The 25,394-nt window shown below is 60.4% G+C and carries 21 protein-coding genes, 4 tRNA genes and 2 pseudogenes; 17 read left to right on the top strand and 10 right to left on the bottom strand.

The window, feature by feature from the left end; genetic code table 11:
• Positions 1-260 precede the first annotated feature (260 nt).
• Both AUC70_RS11045 and AUC70_RS11040 read left to right on the top strand, forming a co-directional pair.
• Positions 261-1,502 carry a VRR-NUC domain-containing protein gene (locus tag AUC70_RS11045; protein ID WP_069444896.1) on the top strand — a complete coding sequence of 414 codons (1,242 nt, stop codon included), beginning with the start codon at positions 261-263 and terminating at the stop codon, positions 1,500-1,502.
• A 360-nt stretch (positions 1,503-1,862) separates the two neighbouring features.
• Positions 1,863-2,513 carry a hypothetical protein gene (locus AUC70_RS11040; RefSeq protein ID WP_069444895.1) on the top strand — a complete coding sequence of 217 codons (651 nt, stop codon included), beginning with the start codon at positions 1,863-1,865 and terminating at the stop codon, positions 2,511-2,513.
• Positions 2,514-2,716: 203 nt separating this feature from the next.
• Here the strand turns inward: AUC70_RS11040 and AUC70_RS11035 are convergent, their stop codons facing one another.
• The 5 genes and pseudogenes from AUC70_RS11035 to AUC70_RS11015 all read right to left on the bottom strand — a co-directional run bounded on the left by AUC70_RS11035 (position 2,717) and on the right by AUC70_RS11015 (position 6,760).
• Entirely contained in the window at positions 2,717-3,265 is a 549-nt protein-coding gene (locus tag AUC70_RS11035; protein ID WP_069444894.1) for a 3'-5' exonuclease, read from the bottom strand.
• Positions 3,262-4,428 (bottom strand): hypothetical protein, encoded by a 1,167-nt coding sequence (locus tag AUC70_RS11030; protein WP_069444893.1) that lies wholly within the window; start codon positions 4,426-4,428, stop codon positions 3,262-3,264. Before AUC70_RS11030 ends, AUC70_RS11035 begins: the two co-directional genes overlap by 4 nt.
• Positions 4,428-5,068, bottom strand: a pseudogene (locus AUC70_RS11025) (AAA family ATPase). The gene AUC70_RS11030 and the pseudogene AUC70_RS11025 overlap by 1 nt, the downstream one beginning before the upstream one ends.
• A gap of 251 nt (positions 5,069-5,319) precedes the next feature.
• Positions 5,320-5,814, bottom strand: coding sequence for an HORMA-1 domain-containing protein (locus AUC70_RS11020; protein WP_069444892.1), 495 nt, complete (start codon positions 5,812-5,814; stop codon positions 5,320-5,322).
• Between the two features lies 1 nt (position 5,815).
• Positions 5,816-6,760 (bottom strand): CBASS oligonucleotide cyclase, encoded by a 945-nt coding sequence (locus tag AUC70_RS11015; RefSeq protein ID WP_069444891.1) that lies wholly within the window; start codon positions 6,758-6,760, stop codon positions 5,816-5,818.
• Positions 6,761-6,821: 61 nt separating this feature from the next.
• On the opposite strand from AUC70_RS11015, the gene AUC70_RS11010 reads away from it, so the two are divergent.
• Entirely contained in the window at positions 6,822-8,042 is a 1,221-nt protein-coding gene (locus AUC70_RS11010; RefSeq protein ID WP_244505593.1) for a helix-turn-helix domain-containing protein, read from the top strand.
• Positions 8,043-8,111: 69 nt separating this feature from the next.
• Positions 8,112-8,552, top strand: a complete 441-nt coding sequence (locus AUC70_RS18985) for a PIN domain-containing protein (protein WP_483127775.1) — start codon at positions 8,112-8,114, stop codon at positions 8,550-8,552.
• Positions 8,553-8,822: 270 nt separating this feature from the next.
• On the opposite strand, the gene AUC70_RS11000 is transcribed toward AUC70_RS18985, so the two are convergent.
• The 4 genes from AUC70_RS11000 to AUC70_RS10985 form a co-directional block, all read right to left on the bottom strand.
• Positions 8,823-8,898: transfer RNA gene (locus AUC70_RS11000), tRNA-Thr, on the bottom strand.
• 93 nt (positions 8,899-8,991) lie between these two features.
• Positions 8,992-10,029 carry an autotransporter outer membrane beta-barrel domain-containing protein gene (locus tag AUC70_RS10995; RefSeq protein WP_141702079.1) on the bottom strand — a complete coding sequence of 346 codons (1,038 nt, stop codon included), beginning with the start codon at positions 10,027-10,029 and terminating at the stop codon, positions 8,992-8,994.
• A gap of 111 nt (positions 10,030-10,140) precedes the next feature.
• Complete coding sequence (locus AUC70_RS10990; protein ID WP_069444888.1) at positions 10,141-10,551, bottom strand: phage holin family protein; 411 nt, start codon at positions 10,549-10,551, stop codon at positions 10,141-10,143.
• Positions 10,552-10,574: 23 nt separating this feature from the next.
• A complete protein-coding gene (locus tag AUC70_RS10985; RefSeq protein WP_069444887.1) occupies positions 10,575-10,814 on the bottom strand; it encodes a glycine zipper domain-containing protein in 240 nt (79 codons plus the stop codon).
• A 254-nt stretch (positions 10,815-11,068) separates the two neighbouring features.
• Here AUC70_RS10985 and AUC70_RS10980 point away from each other — a divergent pair, with 254 nt between their 5' ends.
• Positions 11,069-11,341: a hypothetical protein gene (locus AUC70_RS10980; protein ID WP_141702078.1), complete on the top strand. Its 273-nt coding sequence runs from the start codon at positions 11,069-11,071 to the stop codon at positions 11,339-11,341.
• A gap of 248 nt (positions 11,342-11,589) precedes the next feature.
• Complete coding sequence (locus AUC70_RS10975) at positions 11,590-11,991, top strand: hypothetical protein (protein ID WP_141702077.1); 402 nt, start codon at positions 11,590-11,592, stop codon at positions 11,989-11,991.
• 88 nt (positions 11,992-12,079) lie between these two features.
• Here the strand turns inward: AUC70_RS10975 and AUC70_RS10970 are convergent, their stop codons facing one another.
• Positions 12,080-12,769 (bottom strand): TrmH family RNA methyltransferase, encoded by a 690-nt coding sequence (locus tag AUC70_RS10970; RefSeq protein ID WP_244505592.1) that lies wholly within the window; start codon positions 12,767-12,769, stop codon positions 12,080-12,082.
• A gap of 302 nt (positions 12,770-13,071) precedes the next feature.
• Between AUC70_RS10970 and AUC70_RS10965 the strand changes: the two genes are divergently transcribed.
• From AUC70_RS10965 to rpoC, 11 genes and pseudogenes are all read left to right on the top strand, one after another.
• A tRNA-Tyr gene (locus tag AUC70_RS10965) sits at positions 13,072-13,156 on the top strand.
• 29 nt (positions 13,157-13,185) lie between these two features.
• Positions 13,186-13,259 (top strand) — tRNA-Gly (locus AUC70_RS10960).
• Positions 13,260-13,322: 63 nt separating this feature from the next.
• A tRNA-Trp gene (locus AUC70_RS10955) sits at positions 13,323-13,399 on the top strand.
• Positions 13,400-13,494: 95 nt separating this feature from the next.
• The gene (secE, locus tag AUC70_RS10950; RefSeq protein WP_069444884.1) at positions 13,495-13,695 is read left to right on the top strand and encodes a preprotein translocase subunit SecE; all 201 of its coding nucleotides are present in this window, start codon (positions 13,495-13,497) and stop codon (positions 13,693-13,695) included.
• Between the two features lie 20 nt (positions 13,696-13,715).
• Positions 13,716-14,246: a transcription termination/antitermination protein NusG gene (gene nusG / locus AUC70_RS10945; RefSeq protein ID WP_069444883.1), complete on the top strand. Its 531-nt coding sequence runs from the start codon at positions 13,716-13,718 to the stop codon at positions 14,244-14,246.
• Between the two features lie 52 nt (positions 14,247-14,298).
• A complete protein-coding gene (gene rplK / locus AUC70_RS10940) occupies positions 14,299-14,727 on the top strand; it encodes a 50S ribosomal protein L11 (RefSeq protein WP_069444882.1) in 429 nt (142 codons plus the stop codon).
• A 5-nt stretch (positions 14,728-14,732) separates the two neighbouring features.
• Positions 14,733-15,431, top strand: coding sequence for a 50S ribosomal protein L1 (gene rplA, locus AUC70_RS10935; RefSeq protein ID WP_069444881.1), 699 nt, complete (start codon positions 14,733-14,735; stop codon positions 15,429-15,431).
• A 358-nt stretch (positions 15,432-15,789) separates the two neighbouring features.
• Positions 15,790-16,305: a 50S ribosomal protein L10 gene (rplJ, locus tag AUC70_RS10930; RefSeq protein WP_069444880.1), complete on the top strand. Its 516-nt coding sequence runs from the start codon at positions 15,790-15,792 to the stop codon at positions 16,303-16,305.
• Between the two features lie 53 nt (positions 16,306-16,358).
• Positions 16,359-16,730 (top strand): annotated as a pseudogene (gene rplL / locus AUC70_RS16350) (50S ribosomal protein L7/L12); the annotation flags it as partial.
• Between the two features lie 172 nt (positions 16,731-16,902).
• The gene (gene rpoB, locus AUC70_RS10925) at positions 16,903-21,033 is read left to right on the top strand and encodes a DNA-directed RNA polymerase subunit beta (protein WP_244505591.1); all 4,131 of its coding nucleotides are present in this window, start codon (positions 16,903-16,905) and stop codon (positions 21,031-21,033) included.
• 81 nt (positions 21,034-21,114) lie between these two features.
• The gene (gene rpoC, locus AUC70_RS10920) at positions 21,115-25,362 is read left to right on the top strand and encodes a DNA-directed RNA polymerase subunit beta' (RefSeq protein ID WP_083241481.1); all 4,248 of its coding nucleotides are present in this window, start codon (positions 21,115-21,117) and stop codon (positions 25,360-25,362) included.
• The last annotated feature ends 32 nt before the right edge of the window (positions 25,363-25,394 follow it).

The following is a 25,394-nucleotide window of genomic DNA, read 5'->3' as shown; positions in this document are numbered from 1 at the left end:
ATTTCGCCAAAAAGTGGTAGCTATATGGTAGCTATGAAGCGCTTGAGATCTGCCCCCGGCTACGCTTGCCACGCCATCTGTTGTGCCACTGACGTAAGCGCAAGCACGAAGGAGGAGATATCAGACTTACAGCGAGTGTGGGCGAGAAGAGCTTGGATATTCTATGCTCTCCGGGCGGCGCCAGGAGCGGTTGTTAGTCTGGAGAATCCTCAGGAGCGGATTGAAGAATGCAGCCTAAAAGATAAATCGATAAGCTGACGATGGACCATTCTTGCTGTGCGCACGAGAGCGTCACCTGCCTCAATGAATACGAGCTTCTCCGCAAGTATCGGTGCGCCAGTTGCCAGGGTGTGATGATGTGTGCCTGCGATGAGGCTTTTGGGCGTCGCTTCCTCACTCACCAACTAGAGGAAGGGGTCGATCTCGACACTCAGGAGCGTGTCCCCGTAACGCTCGGGTTCCAAGCGAACGTCTGCAACTCCTGCCGTGGGTTACCGCTCGACCCTGCGCCAACTGCGGCAATCCCAGGCCGCACGTCAAAGATCAAGCGCTTCTATTGGCGAGAGCTATTCTTTGCTGAAACCCAGCGGACAGCGGATTGGCAGGATGCGAACCCGGATGTGTCGCCGGAGGAAATCCAATCCGCGCAACGGCAGATCGCAAAGGAAGTCCTGGAGGAAATGAAGGCGCTCCATGCGGCCACTCCACAATACGATATGCGTGAGCCGTCGCAGAGCGAAGTTCTTGAGCGCCTAAGGGTCGAGATAGAGGCACTTCACCCAGCATATGTGTCGTCGCCCCGGAAGGGCGCGGTGGTAATGTGGGAAAACGAGGTTGTAGCGCCTGAGACCTACGCCGCGCATCATTACCGGGCCTTGGGCTGGTCAGTCATGCCGCTTGAGAGCGTCCCGTTGCATGCCCTCTTTGGCGTATTGATGTGGCCCCTGATCGAGGACCCCGGCGACCCGAAGAACCGTATTGTCAGTTTTGGCTCGCGGGGAGAGTTGGACACAGCCCGGGGCGTTGAAGTCTTCATGATCAATCTGCCTGAAGACTTCGGTGGGCCCAGCTATGGGCGCAGACGTGTGAACGAAATCGGGGAGCATCTCGCGCTATTGTCGCCCGGCGATGTGCCCGATCGGAATGTCGCGTTGGATCTGTTCAATGATTGGCGGGACCCGAGCGAGCGATTTCGTCAATATCTCTGGGCGCATCGAGCGGCTGACGTTGATCGTGCACGCCGGTTAATCGAAGTGCTGCCGACCGAGACGATCATTGCGATCCTTTGGTATCTGGTTGGCGACTATTGGGGCCGCTATGTCGGTTGGCCTGACTTGTTGCTATGGCGCGACGAGGCTTTCATGATGGTGGAGGTGAAATCATCGTCCGACAAACTGAGCGCCGATCAGATGCGCTGGGTTGCCGACAATCATGAGAGCCTCAAGCTGCCATTTCGGATCGCGAAACTGCATCGAAAGCGGTCAGTCCATCCGGCCGGTTAGGGCGGGGCGGTTGGGAAGTGCCGTCAACCTCAAACAAAAGAGGCAAGCATGGATTTAAATGCTAGGAGCGCTAGGCTGCCCCACACCTGGGGCAACGACCCGAACATTTCATAGTGAGTGACGCGCTCAAGCGCGTCGCCGTTGTCGGCCCCCTCCGACATTTCAATTGCAGAATAGCCCGACCGGATACCTGGTAATAAGGCAAAGTCGATTACTGGTGGGAGGGGTCTTCTAGTCGTGCCCCGCCACCCACGGGGAGGAACTGTGCCTTGGTACGTGAACAGAGTATCGCTCGCGCAGGACCTGACGAAGAGCACGCGCCAGCGTTCGTCCTTCACTCATGGCGGTGCATCATAGCGAATGCTGTTGTACCTGGAGGTGGAAAACATGAGAAAGGCCAGCATCCGACAGAACCATAGGGACTTTGAGCGGAACCTTGACGTTCTCGACCAAGTAGCGGCAAAGATCGTCAATGGCCAGATCGGAGCCAATGCCAATGAGTGGAATGCTCTGGCTGAGGGCATAGCTCTCACCCTCGCGGGTTATTGGGAAGAAGTCGTGGACGAGGACTTCGTGGATGCGCTAAATCGCGATACGAGCGCCTATGCTGGAAGGGTTGGCCTCCAACTTCCCAAGAACCTGAGCCGCGACATCTGCTTCGGACTCCTGGTGGGAGATGGCTATCTCGACTTTCGCGACACAGGTCAGATCGTAGGACAGGCCAAGAGAGTCCTCGTGCGAGCCAATAATCCCTTTGACCATCTGACCAAGACAATTCGAACCAGCATCGACCAGTTTTATGCCGTTCGGAACTATCTCGCCCATCGGAGCCGGCGGGCCCACAGGTCCTATGCCGAGATGCTGGAGAGCGGCTTCGGCTATCAGCGAGTCGTAAAGCCTGGGGCCTTCCTTCGCGCCAAGGGAGAATCCCTGAACAAGCCGCGACTGGTATTCTTCCTCCACCGCTTTCGGGAGGCATCAGTCGCCATACGAAAAAACGCGGCGTTCTGACGGACTGGCTTGTCACGATAACAGCGGCTGTCGCATGTTCGGGACGTCGTGGCCGAGTGCCTCTGTGGTGGCCTGTCTCGGGCGTTTGGCCACACGTGCCAAAAGAAACGTGGCGCCGACCTTGAATTTCTGGGGGGGACGAGCGGAGATGGCGATTGCAGCGTTTGAGGAGACGAAAAGACGCTAAAATTCTAAACTTAGGCTCACTGGATTAGCCTGGACAAAATCAGCCGAAAGATTTCCGCTTGGTAGAGCGCATCGCGGAGTGCGTCATGCGTGCCTGACAAGGTGGGCTTCAGCCTATCCGCAATCTTGCTTGAACGCGTCTCGTTCCACCTACAGCCCGTCGCGCCCATGTAGAGCGCCTTTATGTCGAGCGCGGTGAAGCCGAACGGGTTAACTCCAGCAAATCGATGAAAGTAGTAGTTCACAAATGACCAATCGAATGGCGCATTGAAGCCCACGAAGACGGGCTTGCCATGCGGGCCCGAGATTACAGTCAGCCATTCAGAAAAACGAGCCATGGCTACGTGAGGCTCAAGCCCCGTCTCCGCTAGCATGCTCAGAGACAAGCCAGTCACCTCCAGAGCCTTTGGCTCAAAGTTTGAGTTGATCGGCTTCAGCTCGCACGCGAACGTCTTTTCCGGCTCGAAAGCGGAGCACGCCCCAATCGTAAGGAGGCTATACTCGCCCGGTATCGGGCCTGCGGCCTCAACGTCGATCGAGACAAAGACTTCGTTCTCATTACTCATTCGATCAAGGGCTCCGGTGGGACAAGAGGCGGTCGATTGCGAATAGCCTCCCAGTGCTCCCGAAATGCCCGACGCCTGTCCTCTACGCTTCCCGTGGTCTTCCAGTGGAGTCCCGCGAAGGTAGTGATGTCGAATGGCAGACTCGCGCCCTCCTTGACCATCACCATGGTCGACAACCCGCGCCCCAAAGCGTAGCCCAGCTCAAGAAAGCAGTTAGGGCGAGCGCCGGTGATATCGGCCAGAACGATGCTACTGCGATGAAGCTTCGCGAAAATTTCCTCGTCGATTCTTGGATAGTCGTAAGGCTGATGACCGTCGACCACGATGAGCCTGTAACCAAGTTCGTCTTCGACAACTGGCTTTACCACCGTGTCGAAAAAGTTTTGGACGTCCTCGAAATCGTCAATGGACGGGTTCAGGAGGCGCACAGCAAAAGCCTTGGGCTTGTCGAGACACTCCAGCAAATCGACGAGCACTGAGATCCGCTCGGGAACCGACTGTCGCGATGGGAACCGGATCTTGTTGATCCAATCGTGGGAATCGCCGTCGTCCGCGATCTGAAACAGCCGTCGGCTTTGACCACTGGACAGCCCGAAATTATAGAGCCGCGGTGCACCGGTGAGTTCGGAACAAAGTTCAAGGTTCAACGGAACGACGGGCTTACCCGCGTCATGGTACAGATTGGCAAGAAACAGAACCCCCTCCGATCCGCCGAGAGCAACAAGAATATCGCCAAATCCCGCCTGCGCCTCCATCCGCTTGCTGGCCATGTTCCAATGCGCGGCGTTCTCGATCTTTACATGGGGTGAGCTCCGCATCTCGTCCCATAGCTCGACGAATTCCGGTGGAATCTGATCCTCCGTTTTGTGGTGCAGAACGGCCACGACAAATGGCCCCGGAACGCCCTCCGGACGCAACGAAAGGTTCTCCTTGATAGCCTGCCAAATCAGCCAGTCGAAACAAATCGGCAGATCATCATCCGTTCGACGTGGTTCTGAATCGACGGGAACAACAAAATTCGCGCCGCGCTTGATCAATTCCCTTACTAGGCCGGTGACGAGTTCTCTTGCAGCTTCGACCTCGATGGTCGGGGCCATAGACACGTCATCGACAATGCTACCGCTAACGTGAATGCGGCGGCCCTGGAGAGGTGATCGCGCCATCACTTGTCCTCCATAACGGGAGACGCGTGCAGCGTCGTTGCCACTGACTTCAGATGCTCGAAACACAGCGGACCCAACGGATAGGCTTTAGCGAGTGCTGCGGGGTAGAGGCGTGTGCGGATGTCTGAATAGGTCCAAGGCGGTTGCTCTCCTCTGGCGCCGGTAGCGTCGACCAGGTCGGAGATTTGAGTGGGCGGCAGGTCTAAGCCAACAAGATCCATTTCGAACAGCTGCCTGCGCTCGTCGTCTGATGGCCGCTTGAATTCCTCTAATATGGCAGCCCGCCGCCGAAGCGCAGCGTCAAGTACTGACAGCCTGTTGGTGCACAAGATCACGACGACCCGCCCGCCATATTGCCGAAGATCATCCACTCCCTGAATCAAAGTGTTCACTGCCACCTTGTCCTCGTGATGGCTGTGGTCTTGTGCGCGCGACGCCCCAAGCTGTCGCCTTCGTCGATGATCAAGATGGAGCGCCTGCTCTTCCCGGCCGCCTCAACGACTTTGCGGAAGGCCTCTGCGATGAGAGTGCCCATCTCGCCGACCATGCCGCCGCCGCGCACACAGTTTGAGAGTTTGAAGAGGATGGAATCTTCGGCTCGCGACTCGATGACCAGCTTGTTGGCTATGCATTCAGCCATTGCTGTCTTGCCAGTTCCGACGTCGCCGTAAAAAATGACGAGTGGATACTGGTCGGCGACGAGATCGCAGATCGCGAGCTTACCGCCATGGTGCTCCTGGTTCCACTCTGCCAGTTCGCCGACATTCAGCAACAGCCGTAATTGATCATGGACGCGATCATAGCGTGCGTCAAAGCCAAGCAATGTACTTTCCCGCGCGGCGAGTGCATCGCTCGGAAGAGGCGTTTCGCTGTCAAAGATGCTGGGGTGGTTCACGCAGCCCAATCCTTTCTCTGCATGCCGTAGGCGTTGCTGACATAGTCGCGAGCACCCGAAGAAGTCAGGGACGAGTGGCTCGTGTCATCGTTCGATGTCACCCAGCTGATCTTCAGCTTGCCCTGCATGGCCTCGCGTGCGGCGCTGGTGTAGGTATCCGTGTACCTAAGCACCATGCGAAGCCGGGCGCCGCTCACACGCGGCCACAGCACTCCGCCCGGCCGGCTCGTCGACAAGGAACCCGCTTCGGTGTTGACGTCAAAACGAACGGCTTTCACCTCGGTACCGTCGCTAAATAGCGTGACATCGACCCAAGCAAGGTAACCAGCTTTGGCCAGAACCTCGATATCATGGGCGTAGTCCTCCGCTTTGGCCGCGGTCCAGGCGCCAGTGCTGTCTGCAATCATGACGAGATCGGCTTTCACCCGCCGAACGACATTTCCGATATCGACAACCGTGTAGGTCGATGTCGCGGTGCTACTCTGGCTCATCTCAGTCCTCTGTCTTGAAGCGAGGGCCGAAAATCTCCTTCCAGACCTCATTGTCGTCTTCAGCTGATGCGAAGTTGGCAGTCTCCCAGGCGGCCTCGGCCGCCGCCACAATCTCCTTGCGCTCGTCTTCGGAGACCCGGCTAGTGACGTTGTTGAGGCTGCAGATCGGATCAAGGATTACCACCGGGTCTGAGAACGTGCCGAACGGCGCCGTGTTTTCGGGGAAGCTAATCGGCTCTTTGAGACCGGACTGGGCGATGTAGAGGAGGAAGTTCCTGAAACGCTGCTCGACGGTGCCCGTGTTGCCCTGGGTTGCCAACAGGTGCGCCATGATCAACTCGATGGCGAAGGACTTCAGTGGCCTGACCTCGGCATGGTTGCGCCACTTCTTCGCCATCCGCACTAGCGTGCGGAAATCGCTGTCTTGGTCCTTGCGATCCCGGACGAACTTGATCTGACACGGCGCACATGTCTGGATCTTGGAGCCGTCATGAATGTCGAACTGCCACCCATAACCAGGGCGACCCTCATCTTCGATGACCGGGACGATGTCGACGCTGAGTCCAGTGCCAACGAAAGTAACCTTTGCGGCCTTGCGCTGGATCTCGAAGTCCTCAATCGACTTGTTCGGATAGAGCCTGATCAGCAGGTCGTAGATCGTGTCGTTTAGGCTCGCGAGCGTTTCTTGGCTCGCATCGCGGCCGGAGATGTAGAACACCACATCCACGTCAATCGGATCGACGTTCGTCTTGCGCAAGATCGTGTATTTCGCGAACGACCCTGCTTTCGTGACCTTAGTGATCTTGATCTCGGTCTTATCGCGGACGCTCTTACGCAATTCTTCAATCAGACGATCGACCTGCTCGTGATATTCCTTCCGCTTCTCCGCAGGTAGGCGCAGGACATCGCTGTCGTAGTTCCGAAGTTCTGTGTTGCTCAACGCCATTGCCGTCCCCTTCTGATCCGGCGTCAGTCCGTTCGCCTCGAACGGTTGTGACCACTTTGCGGTGCGCAGCTCCGGTTTACAAAAACCCGATTTTTTCCACTACGCGACTTTTTACATCGTGACGTTTCTAGGGGAATTCAAGGGTATTGGTTTACAAGTTTCCCCCTATATATTCGATCTTGGAAACCAGATTCGGAAGGAGGTCGGCATGATCGGTAACAAGCTCAAGGTTGCCCGATCCGCGTTGGGCCTGTCGTTGCGCGCCCTCGCCGATGCCATGGACGGCATCGTTTCGGCCCAGGCCATTGGAAAATATGAGAGAAACGAGGATATGCCGAGCTCGCGCGTTCTTATCGCGCTGGCAAAGGCTCTCGACGTATCCGAGGAATATCTACTCAGCGATGACGATATCGCTTTAGAGGGCGTGGAGTTCAGGAAGAAATTAGACGCGTCCTCGCGAGAAAAGGGTGTCCTACGGGGGAGAGCTATCCACATGCTCGAGCGCTACCTGGCCGTTGAGGACCTCCTCCAGCTGCGCAGCATCGAGTGGGAACAACCGCGCAGCGCGCCTCACCCCGTTGAGGATGTCCGCGATGCCGAGGACGCAGCACGCTCCGTGCGTGATGATTGGGGACTGGGCAATGATCCCATCCCACAGCTTGCCGAGTTGCTAGAGGAGCGTGGTATCAAGGTTCTGTCTCTCGATCTGGTTGACGTAGACGGACTTGCTGCCAAAGTGAGGCGGAAGGGCCGGACGGCTGCACGAGTAATCGTTGTTAAGCGGAGCACATGGTCGGAGCGGAAACGTTTTAATCTCGCCCACGAGCTTGGCCACATGGTCCTGGCTCCGTGCGAAGGTGTTGATGAGGAAAAGGCAGCCCACCGCTTTGCTAGCGCTTTTTTAATGCCAGCCGACGTTATGCGCGCCGAAGTCGGAGTTCATCGATCTTCGATCAGCATTGGCGAGCTAGTGGTCTTGAAAAGGCGTTTTGGAACGAGCATCCAGGCTATCGCGTATCGCTGTAAAGATCTGGGCATCATCAACCAAGCGGCGTTTTCCCGCCTCTTCAAGACCTTCTCTGAGCGGGGATGGAGGACGGCGCCCTTCAAAGAGCCAGCGACAATGAAGCCAGAACTAGAAGAGCCTAAGCGCTTTGAGCGGCTATGTTATCGAGCCCTAGCGGAAGGCGTAATCGGAGAGTCACGCACGGCCGAGCTACTTGGCATCTCCGTCCGCGAATTGGATACTCGATTAGACCAGCTGGATCAGGTGGTGGCGTGATCGGTGCCCATCCTCGTTTCCGACACATTGGTTCTGACCGCGCTAAAGCGAGCGCTACTGCTGGAGGACATGTTCCAGTTGCCGTTCGAGTTTGTCGTGCCCGATTTACTCTATACGCGGGAATTGGCAGGCGAATTCGGCGACCAACTGGTTCAGTTGGGACTGCGAGTCGAGGTCCTTACGCCTAATGAGGTGACTTGCGCCACGACGGTTCGACGAAACAATGCTCATCTCTCCGTCCCGGATGCGTTCGCTTTTGCACTAGCAGCGACACGACGATGGGCGCTTCTCGCTGGTGAGGTCTCGTTACGCGAACTCGCGATCGCCGATCAGCTTGAACTGCATCGGGCACCATGGCTGTTCGACCAACTCGCCGACCACACTGACGTTGGATTCGAACAGTTGCGTGCCGGGTTGAGTGTTGTTGCTGGTTACCGACACTGCGACTTACCCGCCAACGAGGTGCGCCGTCACTTGGCCCGGTATGCTGGCCCGCTCCGTAGGGGCTAGCGGATCCTCCTCGGGCCGTCCCCGACACGGAGCCGCACCAACTTTCAATAAGGACTTTTGTTCAGTCTATCGCACTCGCCGATGTGGTAGCTATTTGGTAGCTAGAGATGGACGCGGAATATTGCGGTCAATTGTTGGAAAGTTGCCTGAATTCAATGGCTAGTGGAGACATTTGCGTCGCTCCGATGCCTCATAGGCGATCGTTTGGGTAGCTAGACGTGGCGGCGGGGAAAAGGTCGACGAAGAATATATATATATAACAATAAGTTATGGTGCCGGCTGCAGGAGTCGAACCCGCGACCTACTGATTACAAATCAGCCGCTCTACCAACTGAGCTAAGCCGGCATTCTCTACGATGGTTTGCGCTTCTAGCGCCTAACCTAGCGCATCTTCAAGTCTGAAGCGCGGGCGGCGGCGTGGTTGTCACCGGGTCGCACTCTAGAAGGTGCTGAACCGATACGAGACGTTGCCGAAAACGCCGAAGCGCTCGGACGTGAAATCCTGGAGGTCGACCTCGGTGCGGCTCTCGATGAATTCGCTGATCCCGCCCGTCTCCGCATACCAGTAGCGCACGCCCGCCCCGAGGGTCCAGTTGTCGTCCACGTCGATTTTCAGTTCGCCCTCGAGTTGGTAGCCCCAGCCCGTGCCGCTGTCGTCGATATTGGGCGTGGGTCCCAGATCCGAGCGCAGATAGTGGCTGTCATCGTTGAGGAGGTAGGCCGCGGGCAGAATTGCGGCGTCACCGCGGAAGGTCACGCGGTCGAACAGGCGCGCGGTGACCTCGGTGCCGAGCCTCAAGGACGACCACATCGACTTGTTGTTGATGACCTTCGTGCCGAATGGGACGGCGGTTGAGCCTGCCGGGCCGCAGAAGGCGCCGCCAACGTCGTCTCGATTGCAGCGCGCACCGTAGGCGTCGATCGACTCTTGCCAGTAGTTGAAGCCGACAAAGGGGCTGATGACGAGGTTGCCGCTATAGCCGACATCGAAATCCTGACCGACATCCAGGGTGAGGTAGAACGAACCCTCGCCGTCGATTTCGCTATAGGTGTCGGAGAACTTCACCTGGCCGGCGAAGAAGTCCTCGTCGTCGAGACTGCCGCCGCCGAGCCAGCCGCCGCCGATAAAGCCCTTGAAGAACGTGTCCGTCTCGTTGCGGACGGACATGAAGAACTCGAGCGAATTGCCTGTCACACCGTCATAGGTGAGCGTGGAGGTGGGGCTGCCGTAGAGCGTCGGGTCCAAGCGCGAGGAGTCGATGTCGAAGCTGGTCGAGCCCTCGCTCCACCAATAGCGCGTGCCTACTTCCCATTGGGGACGCGGGTTGGCGTTCGGGGGCAGGGGAATGGCATAGGGGCGCGGAACGTCCACGGCGTTCTGCAGAGGGCCGTATTTCTCTACGACCGCTTGCGCAGTTGCCGCGTCTGCCATGCAGGCCGAAGCCAGCAGCGCCAGACCCAAGCTCCTCAGCTGCATGATTGTGCCTCGCCCCTTGCTGGATACCGTTTTGCTTATCCAGAAGGTGCAATGGGCATGGTTAAGAGAGGCTTAAGGGGCGTTCCGGAATGGGACAGCGCGCGTCGGCCGTTAGCGGCGGCGGCTCATGAGCAGGCCGGCGGCGAAGGCTCCGACCAGCAGGGTCAGCGGTCCGACCTGGTTCATGGCCTTGTTGATGCTCTGGTCGACCATGGCGAGGCCCTCGGCCGGCGCATTCACGAGGTTCGGCTGCTTGGGTTGCGGCTTATGGAGCCCGATCAGCAACAGCACGACGCCGATCGCCGCGAGGATCCCGGCAATCAGACCGGCCGCCGCGAGCGGGGTGAAGTCGTACACGAGCAGGGCCTGATAGCCCGTGGCCAGGCCGAAGCCGACGGCAAAGAGAAGGACCACGATTGCGGCCACGACGATCACGGCCCGTCGCAGGGACTGTTCGACCGATTGCTTGATCCGGGCGCCGGCCTGCAGCGAGGAGACCAGTGAAAGCGCGAGCCGCAACATGGAACGTCTCCTAGTCTAGTCGTCTAGCGGCGGGTCAGGATGCCGATGAGCAGACCGAGTCCCACCGCGATCGCGATCGCCTGCAGCGGGTTCTGCTTGATGGCTTCCTCGGCACTTTCCTTTGTCTCGAACGCCTTGTCTTGCGCGCGGTGCATGCCCTTTTCGGCGATGCGCCCCATGGTGGTGCTGATGTTCTGCATCTCGGCCTTGATGGCCTCAATCTGAGCGGCAAGCTCGTCGGTCTCGGATTTCTGAGTCGCCATGTGGGAATACTCCTTCGAAAGCTTCTGACTTACGATGTGGTCGCGTGGAGGTCACGCGCGGCGCGGGGGGCCGTGTACGGTTCAACGGGTATAACATGCCCAGACATTTCTTGCGTGACTGTTGCGCAATCGGCGCACTCCCTTGATTGCCCGCGCCTTTCGCTTCGTTTAGAGTCCGAACGCTTAACGGGGGTGCCGCAAAGGGGCGCGAAAAGGGATGACAACCATGGCCGGCTTTAGATTGGGGTTCGCGTTTGCGTTTGGCGCAGGCCTCGTGCTCGCCCTTGCGGTTGCCTGAACGGCCCGGCGCGCGCGGCGAGCAGGCCGAGATCGTGACGAGCCGCGGGCTGATCGGCTTCGGCCATATGAAGCGGGTCACGGAAGCCCATTGCCTCGACCGGAACTATTGGTGGTTCTACCGCCCGTACACGACGGCCGGCGAGGATTTCCCCCGCTGCGAGCCCTATTTCCACTATTCCGATGGTGGTGGTTCGGGGAACGCCTGGGTCGATCGCGCGATGAAGTAGAGCCCGCCACGCGTGGCTCTCAAGACTTTCGCCGTATTTCGAGAAGAACTTCTTTCACTGTGCAATGTTGTTCCGTTTTGGAGCAGCTGTTAAGCCTGTCTCAATGCTTTTTCTTGCGTTAAATTCATCGCATTAACTTTAGCGATACTTGGCTCCGCTAGTCTCGGTTTTGTCAGTCGCGCCGCCTCTGGGAGGCCAGGGCGGCTGCTCTGTAAGTCCCCGAGTGGAGTTCCAAGATGAAGATCCTGATGACTGTTGTTGCCGCCGTGATCGTGGCGGCTGGCTTCAGCCTGATGTCCGCGCCTGAGGCAGAGGCCGGGTGTGGCGCCGCCTATGGGTGTAGCGCCCAAGTGCTCGTGCCGACGCCTCAGCCCATTCCGCTGCGCCGGCGTTGGCGCCGGCCGCGCGTTGCTGCCGCGGCCCCCTGTGTTTCGCCTTGTGTCGCGCGGCCCGCCGTGGTCGCCCCGGCAGCGCCTTGCGTCGCGCCGTGTGGCGTGCCGGCACCGCGCGCCTACTATTATCGGAACCCGAACTACTACGCCTATTACAAGCAGCCCGCCTATGCGGGCGGTTGCAACCTCGGCCCCGGCAATTGCTATTGGCGGCGGAACTGCTGGTACGACTCGTTCGGCCGCAGGTTCTGCGACTAGCCTATCTGAGCTTCCAGTGCGTACTGGTTGATTCCCGGACGTGAGGGGGAGGGTGCGGGAGCGCCGTCCCCCGCCCGTTCGTTTTCGTTCAGGCGGTTTTGACCCGCGCCCAGTGAAGGGCGATGGCCGCCGCGTTCGATACGTTGAGGCTTGCCAGCGCGCTGGCCGTCGAAATGCGGCAGAGCACATCGCAGCGCTCCCGCGTCAGCTGCCGCAAGCCCCGGCCTTCTGCCCCGAGTACAAGCGCGAGCGGGTTGCTTAGGGGCACGTCCTCGAGTGCCTGCTCGGCCTCTTCGGCCAGCCCCAACCGGGTCACGCCACGCTCGCCGAGCTCGGCCAAGCCTTCCGCCAGATTCCGAACCTGCACGATGGGGACAAGGTCCAGCGCGCCGCTTGCGGACTTCGCCAACACGCCGCCGAGGGGAGGGCTGTGCCGTTGGGTCATGACAAGGCCCTTTGCACCGAAGGCAGCCGCCGACCGCAGCGCGGCCCCCATTGTGGGGATCGGTGACCTGATCCAGCACCAGAATCGTTCCGGACAGGTGGTCGTCCAGCGGCGAATCGAGCGGCCCGCCTCCAGCAGCACGCCTTGGTGGACCGTATCGGCGCCGAGCTGCCGGTCGAGTGCCTTTGGCAGTACGCGTTCCGGGTCCAGGCCGCGTTTGGCGATCAGGGGCGCAAGCTTGTGGGCGGCGTTCTCCGTCGCCTGGATGGCGTAGACGGGGCGCCGATCATTGGCGAGGGCGGCCTCCACCGCATGGATACCGAAGAGTTGCACCCGGTCGGAATCGGTATCTTTGCCGGTTTTCGGGAGCGGTGTCCGCCGCCGCGGCCTACGAATTTGGAATGCCTTGCTTTTTGCTGTGTCATAGAGAAAGTGCTTTTCATTGCGAAAATTGGCGGCCGGGTAGAGGCCTAGCATAAATCCTAAGGATTCCAGGCGCTCGACCCTGATTTACAGTTGACAGGGACCGCCTGGCTACCCATAAACAGCGGCTATTGCGGACCCTGCCGGCCGACGGCGGGGTGTTTTTGCTTGGTTAAAATCACCAGTCATTCCATCTGACGCTCTTGACTTATGGAGGGGTGCCCGAGTGGCTAAAGGGGACGGGCTGTAAACCCGTTGGCTATGCCTACGTTGGTTCGAATCCAACCCCCTCCACCACCTCTCAGTGGAGCCAGAGGAAGACGGTCGCGGGTGTAGCTCAATGGTAGAGCAGCAGCCTTCCAAGCTGACGATGAGGGTTCGATTCCCTTCACCCGCTCCAGAGCTTGGGCCTCTAGCCTGCTGGTTTGATTATTGAATTTGGTTTGAGGACGACGAGGACGATAGGAGTGTAGCTCAACTGGCTAGAGCACCGGTCTCCAAAACCGGGGGTTGGGGGTTCGAGTCCCTCCACTCCTGCCACGACGCGGAGGCACGGGTTGGCGGTGACGGCCAGGGGCGCACGGTCCGGAGTTTAAGGAAAGCCGGGACAAGCGGTTCCCGAGAGTAAGAACGAGATGGCGAGAACGAATCCGTTTGAGTTTCTGCAGCAAGTGCGCACCGAGGTGTCGAAAGTCACCTGGCCGACGCGGCGTGAGACGATCATCACGACGATCATGGTCGTCGTCATGTCGATCATCGCCGCGCTCTTCTTCCTCGGTGTGGACTGGGTGCTCGGCACGGTCGTCCAGCTGATTCTCGGCATCAGATTTTTCTAGGAGGTCGAAGCTTTAGTCCTATGGCTATGCGCTGGTATATCGTCCACGCCTACTCGAACTTCGAGCGGAAGGTCGCCGAATCCATCAAGGAGCGGGCCGAGTCCGCCGGACTCGGCGAGCAGTTCGAGGAAGTGCTTGTCCCCATGGAAGAAGTCGTGGAGATGCGGCGCGGCCGGAAGGTGGCGTCGGAGCGCAAGTTCTTTCCGGGCTATGTGCTGGTGAAGATGGAGCTCAGCGACGAGACCTACCATCTGATCAAGGACACGCCGAAGGTGACCGGCTTTCTGGGCACGGACAACAAGCCCATTCCGATCACCGAGGAGGAGGCAGGCCGCATCCTCCAGCAGGTTCAGGAAGGTGTCGAGCGGCCGAAGCCGTCCGTGACCTTCGAGATCGGGGAGCAGGTGCGCGTGGCCGACGGCCCGTTCGCATCCTTCAACGGTCTGGTGGAAGAAGTCGACGAAGAGCGGGCGCGGCTCAAAGTGGCAGTTTCGATTTTCGGCCGGGCGACGCCCGTCGAGCTCGAATACGCGCAGGTGGAAAAACTCTAACGAGCGCGCTGATTTTCAAGCGCGCGAGACATGAAACGCAGGACGTACTGGGATGGCGAAGAAGATTGACGGTTACATCAAGCTGCAGGTGCCGGCAGGGCAGGCGAATCCTTCGCCGCCGATCGGTCCGGCGCTCGGTCAGCGTGGCGTGAACATTCAGGAGTTCTGCAAAGCCTTCAATGCGGCGACGCAGAAGGTGGAGCCGGGCTCTCCGATCCCGACCGTGATTACGGTCTACGCGGATCGGTCGTTCTCGTTCGAGACGAAGACGCCGCCGGCCTCGTACCTCCTGAAGAAGGCGGCGAAGGCCAAGAGCGGCTCCAAGGAGCCGGGACGCACGGTCGCCGGCAAGGTCACGCAGGATCAGCTGCGCGAAATCGCCGAGGCGAAGATGCAGGATTTGAATGCCAATTCCGTCGAACAAGCGATGAAGATCATCGCCGGCTCCGCCCGTTCGATGGGTCTTGAGGTCCAGGAGTAGAGACGATGAGCAAGCCCGGGAAGAGGTTTCGTGCAGCGACCGAGACGGTCGACAACGACAAGTTCTACGGTGTCGAAGAGGCCGTGAAGGTGCTTAAGGGCGCTGCGAAGGCCAAGTTCGACGAGACGATCGAAATCGCGATGAATCTCGGTGTCGATCCGCGCCATGCGGACCAGATGGTGCGCGGCGTTTGCCAGTTGCCGCACGGTTCGGGGCGCACGCTTCGCGTCGGCGTATTCGCTAAGGGCGACAAGGCCGAGGAAGCCAAGAAGGCGGGCGCCGAGGTTGTTGGCGCCGAGGATCTGGTGGAGCAGGTTCAGAAGGGCACGATCGACTTCGATCGCTGCATTGCGACGCCCGACATGATGCCGCTGGTTGGCCGTCTCGGTAAGGTGCTCGGGCCCCGCGGCCTGATGCCGAACCCGAAGGTCGGCACCGTGACCACCGATGTTGCCGAAGCCGTCAAGGCTGCCAAGGGCGGCGCCGTGGAGTTCCGCGTCGAGAAGGCCGGCGTCATTCACGCCGCGTCGGCAAGGCGAGCTTCACCGAAGGAGGCGCTGATCGACAATATTCGCGCTTTCGCCGAGGCGGTGATCAAGGCCAAGCCCTCGGGCGCAAAAGGCACGTTTTTGAAGAAGATTGCCGTGACCTCGACGATGGGTCCCGGCATCAAGATCGAGCCCGCCAGCGTCGGCGGCGCTTAGTCGAAAGAGTTTCGGGGCTTTTGGTCCCGAAGGGCCGTCCGGTTCGCCGTGCGGCCCAAACCTGTCCGAGATTGCAGGTGTGGGAAACCGCTTAAGCCTTTAGGGCCTGCATGAGACGGGAGACAAACGGTTCGAGGGATGCGGACTTTGCCCGCAAGGGCGCCGCCGCATCCGGAAGATCGGTTGAACCTCGTATGTGGCTCACGTGCGTTTTTGCGCGGACGAGCGGGACAGGCAACAGAGTGCCGCGAAAGCTCGCGGGATGGCGTCGATGCCTCCCCCGAAAGTTTCGCGGCTCAGTGTGGCCTAAGCCCGCACCGGCTCAACGCCTTCGCGGGTTTGAAAGAACGGAGTGAGCATGGAAAGAGCTGAAAAGCGCGAAGTTGTATCGGCGCTTAGCGATGTCTTCGCCAATACCGGCGTGGTCGTCGTGGCTCACTACGCGGGTCTTTCGGTGTCCGATATGACCAAGCTGCGCAGCGACATGAGAGAAGCTGGCGGCTCGGTCAAGGTGGCGAAGAACAGGCTCGTGAAGCTCGCGCTGGATGGAACCGACGCCCAGGGAATTTCGGATCTCATGACGGGGCCGACGTGCCTCGCTTATTCCGACGATCCCGTCACGGCGCCGAAGGTGGCCGTCAAATTCGCCAAAGGGAACGACAAGTTCGTGATCCTCGGCGGTGCGATGGGCCCCACGGTTCTCGATGCCAAGGGGGTGGGTTCGCTTGCCGAACTGCCTTCGCTCGACGAACTGCGTGGAAAGCTGGTTGGTCTGCTTCAGGCGCCGGCGGGCAAGATTGCCCGGACGGTCAGCGCACCGGCCTCTCAGCTTGCGCGGGTCTTCAGTGCATATGGCTCGAAGGACGCAGCGTAGGCCTTTGACGACATACATCGAAACACAAGAGTTGAACGTACGAGGATAAGACAATGGCAGATCTTCAGAAAATTGCAGACGATCTTTCGGGCCTGACGGTGCTCGAGGCGGCCGAACTGGCCAAGATCCTTGAGGAGAAGTGGGGCGTGTCCGCTGCCGCTCCGGTTGCCGTGGCGGCTGTCGCCGGCGGCGCGGGTGGCGATGCGGCCGCTGCCGAGGAGAAGGACGAGTTCGACGTCATTCTGACCGGGGCTGGCGACAAGAAAATCAACGTCATCAAGGAAGTGCGTGCGATCACCAGCCTCGGCCTGAAAGAGGCCAAGGACCTGGTCGAGGGTGCGCCGAAGCCGGTCAAGGAAGGCGTTGCCAAGGACGAGGCCGAGAAGATCAAGAAGCAGCTTGAGGACGCCGGCGCGTCCGTCGAGTCAAGTAGGCTTGAGTTAAAGACTTGGGTTGAAGGAGGCCCGGACCGTCCCCATATGAAGGGGTCGGCCCGGGCCCCTAACCCATCCATATTCGAAGACGTGACGGTTCCCCTGAGTTTCCGCCAAGGCGGGAGTTTAGGAGAGCGGTCGCGGCGAGCTTTGAGAGGACCACATGGCGCAAACGAACGGTCACAAGCGATATCGGAAATTTTTTGGCCACATCACCGAAGTGGCCGAGATGCCAAACCTCATCGAGGTTCAGAAACAGTCCTACGATCAATTCCTCATGGTGGACGAGCCGGAAGCGGCCGCGAGGACGAGGGGCTGCAGTCCGTATTTCGTTCTGTGTTTCCGAATCAAGGACTTCGGCGAACGTGCTCAGCTAGAGTTCGTGCGTTATGCGTTCGAAGCGCCCAAATACGACGTGGATGAGTGCCAGCAGCGCGACATGACTTTCGCCGCGCCGCTGAAGGTCACCTTGCGTCTCATCGTGTTCGATGTGAACGAGGAGACCGGCGCGCGCTCCGTCAAGGACATCAAAGAGCAGGACGTCTATATGGGCGACATGCCGCTGATGACCTCGAACGGCACGTTCGTCATCAACGGCACCGAGCGTGTGATCGTCTCGCAGATGCACCGTTCGCCGGGTGTGTTCTTCGACCACGACCGCGGCAAGACGCACTCCTCGGGCAAGCTGCTGTTCGCGGCGCGTATCATTCCCTATCGCGGGTCCTGGCTCGACTTCGAGTTCGACGCCAAGGACATCGTCTATGTCCGTATCGACCGCCGCCGGAAGCTGCCGGTGACGACGCTGCTTTACGCGCTCGGGCTCGACGACGAGGAAATCCTCTCGACCTTCTACGACCGGATCACGCTGAAGGCGGCCAAGGACGGCTGGAAGATGCCGTTCAATGCCGATCGTATGCGCGGCATCAAGCCGACGACGGACCTTATCGACGCCAAAACCGGCAAGGTGGCGATCGAGGCGGGCCGGAAGATCACGGCACGCCTGGCCCGGAAGCTCTCCGAAGAAGGCCTGAAAGAGCTGCTCGTCAAGGACGAGGATCTTTATGGCCGCTATCTGGCCGAAGACATCCTCAACCTGGAGTCGGGCGAGATCTACGGCGAGGCCGGTGAGGAGATCGACGAGAAGCTGCTGGAGACCCTCAAGGAGCTGAAGCTCAAGGAAATCCAGGTTCTCGACATCGACCATGTCAACGTGGGCGCGTTCATCCGCAACACGCTGGCGGTCGACAAGAATTCAAACACGGACGAGGCACTGCTCGACATCTATCGGGTGATGCGTCCGGGCGAGCCGCCGACGCCGGAAGCCGCGCAGACCCTCTTCAACGGCATCTTCTTCGACGCCGAGCGCTACGACCTGTCGTCCGTCGGCCGCGTGAAGATGAACATGCGCCTCGACCTCGATGCGCCGGACACCAAACGCACGCTGCGCAAGGAGGACATCCTCGCGGTCATCAAGACCCTGGTCGGCTTGCGGGACGGCAAGGGCGAAATCGACGACATCGATCATCTCGGCAACCGGCGCGTGCGCTCGGTGGGTGAGCTGATGGAGAACCAGTATCGTGTCGGCCTGCTGCGCATGGAGCGCGCCATCAAGGAGCGCATGAGCTCTGTCGACATCGATACCGTGATGCCGCAGGACCTCATCAACGCGAAGCCGGCTGCTGCCGCCGTGCGCGAATTCTTCGGGTCCTCGCAGCTGTCGCAGTTCATGGACCAAACCAACCCGCTGTCGGAGATCACCCACAAGCGGCGCCTGTCGGCGCTTGGCCCGGGTGGTCTGACGCGCGAGCGCGCGGGCTTCGAGGTGCGCGACGTGCACCCGACTCATTACGGCCGCATCTGCCCGATTGAGACGCCCGAAGGTCCGAATATCGGTCTCATCAATTCGCTTGCTACCTTCGCGCGGGTGAACAAGTACGGCTTCATCGAGAGCCCGTACCGGCGCGTGGTGAAGAGCAAGGTGACCGATGAGGTGGTCTATCTCTCCGCCATGGAAGAGGCGCGCTACATCATCGCCCAGGCTAACGCGGCGCTGAAGGACGACGGCAGCTTCGTCGAAGATCTCGTCGTTTGCCGTCACGCGGGCGACGTGGAGCTGTATCCGCAGGAGCGGGTCGATCTCATCGACGTGTCGCCCAAGCAGCTCGTGTCCGTCGCCGCGGCGCTCATTCCGTTCCTCGAGAACGACGACGCCAACCGCGCGCTGATGGGTTCGAACATGCAGCGTCAGGCCGTGCCGTTGCTCATGGCGGAAGCTCCGCTTGTGGGAACGGGCATGGAGTCCGTGGTGGCGCGGGATTCTGGCGCCGCGATCAGCGCGCGCCGGACCGGTGTGGTCGATCAGGTGGACGCCACCCGTATCGTCATCCGCGCAACGGAAGAGACCGACCCGTCGAAGTCGGGCGTCGACATCTATAATCTGCGCAAGTTCCAGCGCTCGAACCAGAACACCTGCATCAACCAGCGGCCGCTGGTGCGTGTGGGCGATGCCATCCAGGCCGGTGAGATCATCGCCGACGGCCCGTCGACCGACCTTGGCGAGCTGGCGCTCGGCAAGAACGTGCTCGTCGCCTTCATGCCGTGGATGGGCTACAACTTCGAGGACTCCATCCTCATCTCCGAGCGCGTTGTGCGCGATGACGTCTTCACCTCGATCCATATCGAGGAGTTCGAGGTCATGGCACGCGACACCAAGCTCGGACCGGAGGAAATCACGCGCGATATTCCGAACGTCTCCGAAGAGGCTCTGAAGAACCTCGACGAGGCGGGTATCGTCTATATCGGCGCCGAGGTTCAGCCGGGCGACATCCTCGTGGGCAAGATCACGCCGAAGGGCGAGAGCCCCATGACGCCGGAAGAAAAGCTTCTGCGCGCCATCTTCGGTGAGAAGGCGTCCGACGTTCGGGATACGTCGCTGAAGCTGCCGCCGGGCGTCGCCGGCACGGTCGTCGAGGTCCGGGTGTTCAACCGCCACGGCATCGAGAAAGACGAGCGCGCCATGGCGATCGAGCGCGAGGAGATCGAGCGTCTCGCCAAGGACCGCGACGACGAAATGGCGATCCTGGACCGTAACGTCTTCGCCCGTCTGCGTGACGTGCTGCTGCACAAGGTCGCTGCGAAGGGTCCGAAGTCGGTCAAGAAGGACGCCAAGATCAGCGAGGCCATGCTCGACGAGATGCCCCGCAGCCAGTGGTGGGAGATTGCGCTCAAGAACGAGAAGGCCATGAGCGAGGTCGAAGCCATCGGCCGGCAGTACGACGACGCCAAGAAGCGGCTCGAGCAGCGCTTCGTGGACAAGGTCGACAAGCTGCAGCGCGGTGACGAGCTGCCGCCTGGCGTTATGAAGATGGTCAAGGTTTTCGTGGCCGTGAAGCGGAAGATCCAGCCGGGCGACAAGATGGCTGGCCGTCACGGCAACAAGGGCGTGATCTCTCAGATCGTGCCGGTCGAGGACATGCCTTATCTCGAGGACGGCCAGGCGGTCGACATCGTGCTGAACCCGCTCGGCGTGCCGAGCCGCATGAATGTCGGTCAGATTCTGGAAACTCATCTCGGCTGGGCGTGCCGCGGTCTTGGCAAGAAGATCGGTGAGGCGCTCGAGGAGTATCACGAGAGCAACAAGACGAAGCCGGTTAAGGATCTGCTCAAGACGATCTACGGCTCGGACAAAGCTGTCGCGGCCTTGGCCGACGATAGGCTGATCGAAGTGGGTCAGGATCTCACCCGCGGCGTTCCGGTCGCGACACCCGTGTTCGACGGGGCGCACGAGGCGGATGTTTCGGACCTGCTCGAAGTGGCCGGTTACGACCCGTCCGGTCAGGTCACGTTGTATGACGGCCGTTCCGGCGAGCCGTTCGAGCGTAAGGTGACGGTGGGCTACATCTATATGCTGAAGCTGCATCACCTGGTGGACGACAAGATCCACGCCCGTTCGATCGGCCCATACAGCCTGGTCACCCAGCAGCCGCTGGGCGGTAAGGCGCAGTTCGGCGGTCAGCGCTTCGGTGAAATGGAGGTGTGGGCGCTCGAGGCTTACGGCGCCGCGTACACGCTCCAGGAAATGTTGACCGTGAAGTCGGACGACGTGGCGGGCCGTACCAAGGTCTACGAGGCGATCGTCCGCGGCGACGACACGTTCGAGGCCGGTATCCCCGAGTCGTTCAACGTGCTCGTCAAGGAAATGCGTGCATTGGGACTGAATGTCGAATTGGTGCAGCCGAAGCCGGATGAAGTGCAGCCGCATGCGATGCAGCTGCCGAAGCCGGCGGCGGAGTAAGCGTTAAGCCCGGACGCTTCGTTACACACCAGTTGAAGACAACCGAAGGGCGGCGGCCCCGCCCATTTGGAGACAAGCAGAATGAACCAAGATCTCGCGAACCTGTTCAACCCGCAGACTCCGCAGCAGAATTTCGATCAGATTCAGATCGGTATTGCGAGCCCGGAAAAGATCCTGTCGTGGTCGTTCGGGGAGATCAAAAAGCCTGAGACCATCAACTACCGGACGTTCAAGCCTGAGCGCGACGGCCTGTTCTGCGCGCGCATCTTCGGCCCGGTGAAGGACTACGAGTGCTTGTGCGGCAAGTACAAGCGCATGAAGTACAAGGGCGTCATCTGCGAGAAGTGCGGCGTCGAGGTTACGCTGGCCAAGGTGCGCCGCGAGCGCATGGGCCACATCGAGCTCGCCGCGCCGGTCGCCCATATCTGGTTCCTGAAGTCGCTTCCGTCCCGGATCGGCCTTCTCCTGGATATGACGCTGAAGGATCTCGAGCGCGTCCTCTATTTCGAGAACTACATCGTGCTGGAGCCGGGGCTCACCTCGCTCAAGCCGCTGCAGCTTCTGTCCGAAGAAGAGTACATGCAGGCGCAGGACGATTTCGGCGAGGACTCGTTCACGGCGGGCATCGGTGCCGAGGCGATCCGCGAACTCCTCAAGGGTCTCGACCTCGAGAAGATCGCGGCGGACCTGCGCGTGGAAATCGCCGAGGCGACCACCGAGCTGAAGCCGAAGAAGCTGGCCAAGCGCCTGAAGGTGGTCGAGGCCTTCATCCAGTCGGGCAACCGTCCCGAATGGATGATCCTGACTGTCGTGCCGGTCATTCCGCCGGAACTGCGCCCGCTGGTGCCGCTCGATGGCGGCCGCTTCGCGACGTCGGACCTCAACGATCTGTACCGCCGCGTCATCAACCGTAACAACCGCCTGAAGCGACTCATGGAGCTGCGCGCGCCGGACATCATCATCCGGAACGAAAAGCGCATGCTGCAGGAGGCCGTCGACGCGCTGTTCGACAATGGCCGCCGCGGCCGCGTCATCACCGGCGCCAACAAGCGTCCGCTGAAGTCGCTCGCCGATATGCTGAAGGGCAAGCAGGGCCGGTTCCGTCAGAACCTGCTCGGCAAGCGCGTCGACTATTCGGGCCGTTCGGTCATCGTGGTCGGTCCCGACCTGATGCTGCATCAGTGCGGTCTGCCGAAGAAGATGGCGCTCGAGCTGTTCAAGCCGTTCATCTACTCGCGGCTGGACGCCAAGGGCCATGCCTCGACCGTCAAGCAAGCCAAGAAGCTCGTCGAGAAGGAGAAGCCCGAGGTTTGGGATATCCTCGACGAGGTTATTCGCGAGCATCCGGTCATGCTGAACCGTGCGCCGACGCTGCACCGTTTGGGCATTCAGGCTTTCGAGCCCAAGCTCATCGAAGGCAAGGCCATTCAGCTGCATCCGCTCGTCTGCGCGGCGTTCAACGCCGACTTCGACGGCGACCAAATGGCCGTGCACGTGCCGTTGTCGCTCGAGGCGCAGCTTGAAGCGCGTGTGCTGATGATGTCGACCAACAATATCCTGCACCCGGCCAACGGTTCGCCGATCATCGTGCCGTCCCAGGATATCGTGCTCGGCCTCTACTACCTGTCGCTGGTCATGGACAACGAGCCGGGCGAGGGGATGATCTTCGGCGACGTCGCCGAGATTCATCACGCGCTCGAGTCCGGCGCCGTGACGCTGCACGCCAAGGTCAAGGGCCGCTACATCACCAAGGACGAGGACGGCAACTGGGTCGCGTATATCTATGACACGACGCCGGGCCGCATGCTCCTTGGCGAGCTGTTGCCGCGCCGTGCGGAGGTCAGCTTCGACCAGGTCAACCAGCTCCTGACGAAGAAAGCGATCTCCAAGATGATCGACGTGGTCTACCGCCACTGCGGTCAGAAGGAGACGGTCATCTTCTGCGACAAGATCATGGGCCTCGGGTTCCGCTATGCGTGCCGCGCCGGCATCTCGTTCGGCAAGGACGACATGGTGATCCCGGAGACCAAGGACGACATCATCCACAAGACGACCGAGCTCGTGCGCGAGTACGAGCAGCAGTACAATGACGGTCTGATCACCCGTGGCGAGAAGTACAACAAGGTGGTCGACACTTGGACCGAATGTACCGAGCTCGTCGCGAAGGAAATGATGAAGCGCATTTCTTCGGTGCAGATTGACGAGGAGACCGGCCGCGAGAAGCCGATCAACTCGATCTACATGATGTCGCATTCCGGTGCCCGTGGGTCGCCGGCGCAGATGAAGCAGCTTGCCGGTATGCGCGGTCTGATGACCAAGCCGTCGGGCGAGATCATCGAGACGCCGATCATTTCGAACTTCAAGGAAGGCCTGTCGGTGATGGAGTACTTCAACTCCACTCACGGTGCCCGTAAGGGTCTGGCCGATACCGCCTTGAAGACGGCAAACTCCGGTTACCTGACGCGTCGTCTCGTGGACGTGGCGCAGGACAGCATCGTCACCGAAGAGGATTGCGGTACCGAGGGCGGCATTACGGTTCGCGCTGTTCTTGATGCGGGCGAGGTCACCGTGTCGCTCGGCCAGCGCGTGCTGGGCCGTACGGCAGCCGATCCCGTCAAGGATCCGGCGACCGGCGATGTCATCGTCGCGCAAGGTCAGCTGATCGAGGAAGAGCACGTCGAGGCCATCGAAAATGCGCGGGTCCAGGAGATTCGCGTGCGCTCGGCCCTGACCTGCGAAACCCGGAACGGTATCTGCGCAAGCTGCTATGGGCGCGATTTGGCCCGCGGCACGCCCGTCAACATGGGCGAGGCCGTGGGTGTTATCGCGGCACAGTCGATCGGTGAGCCCGGAACGCAGCTCACCATGCGGACCTTCCACTTGGGCGGCGTGGCGAGTTCCAAGGTCGCGGACCAGTCTTCGTTGGAATCGGCCTTTGAGGGCACGGTGAAGATCAAGCAGCGCAACGTCGTTGAAGACTCCCAAGGGCGCCACATGGTCATGAGCCGGAACACGACCATCGTGATCGTGGACGACGAGGGCAACGAGCTCGCGACCCATCGTCTGCCTTACGGTACGCATCTGCGTGTCGACGACGGCGACAAGGTCAAGCGCGGCGATCGTCTCGCCGAGTGGGATCCCTATACGCGTCCGGTTCTCACCGAGATCGAAGGCACGGTTGAATTCGAGGACCTGGTCGAGGGCGTCTCCGTGTCGGAGCAGCGCGATGAGTCGACAGGTATCACCAACAGCGTGATCATCGACTGGCGTGCGTCGCCCCGTGGCGCCGATCTTCGTCCGGCAATGGCTATCAAAGACAAGAAGGGCGAAATCGGGAAGCTTTCGCGTGGTGGTGAAGCCCGCTATCTGCTTCCGGTGGACGCGGTCTTGTCCGTGGAGCCCGGCAGCGAGGTGAAGGCCGGTGACGTGCTGGCCCGTATCCCGATGGAGAGCGCCAAGACCCGCGATATCACGGGTGGTCTGCCACGCGTCGCGAGCCTGTTCGAGGCACGGCGTCCGAAGGATCATGCCATCATTGCCGAAGTCTCGGGCATCGTGCAGCTCGGCCGCGACTACAAGAACAAGCGGCGGATCAGCATCCTTCCCGACGAGGAAGGCGCCGAGGCGGTGGAGTTCTTGATCCCGAAGGGCCGGCATCTGACGGTGCAGGAGGGCGATCGGATCGAGAAGGGCGAGTACCTGCTCGACGGACACCCCGCGCCGCATGACATCCTGGCCATTAAGGGTGTCGAGGAGTTGGCCAACTATCTCGTGAACGAGATTCAGGAGGTCTACCGGCTCCAGGGCGTGACGATCAACGACAAGCATATCGAGGTGATCGTCAGCCAGATGCTCAAGAAGATCGAGGTCGACGATCCGGGCGATACCGAGTTCCTGAAGGGCGAGCAGGTGGACCGCATCGACTTCGAAGACGCCAACCTGGCGGCGGAAGAGGCGGGCGGCAAGAAGGCCGAAGGCCAGCACGTTCTGCTCGGCATCACGAAGGCGAGCCTTCAGACCCGGTCGTTCATTTCGGCGGCCTCCTTCCAGGAGACCACGCGCGTGCTTACCGATGCGGCGGTCAACGGAAAGAAGGATACCCTCGAGGGACTCAAGGAGAATGTCATCGTGGGCCGGCTCATCCCGGCCGGTACGGGCGGCATGCTCTCCCGGCTCAATCGGATTGCCACGCATCGCGATGAACTGATTCTGGAAGAGCGCCAGCGCTCGGGCCAGGACGCTCTAGAACCGGTCGGCGAGGTCGTTCCGGAGGATGCAGTGGCCGAGGAAGCGGTGCCGGAAGACACCACTGAGGGCCCGTCGGCCTAAGGCATTGCAGAGATATAGGGGGCCAAGCGGCA

It is taken from the genome of Methyloceanibacter stevinii (genome assembly GCF_001723355.1).
GTDB lineage: Bacteria > Pseudomonadota > Alphaproteobacteria > Rhizobiales > Methyloligellaceae > Methyloceanibacter > Methyloceanibacter stevinii.
Note: the sequence above shows the minus strand (reverse complement) of the source record. Positions and strands in the feature narration are given on the sequence as shown.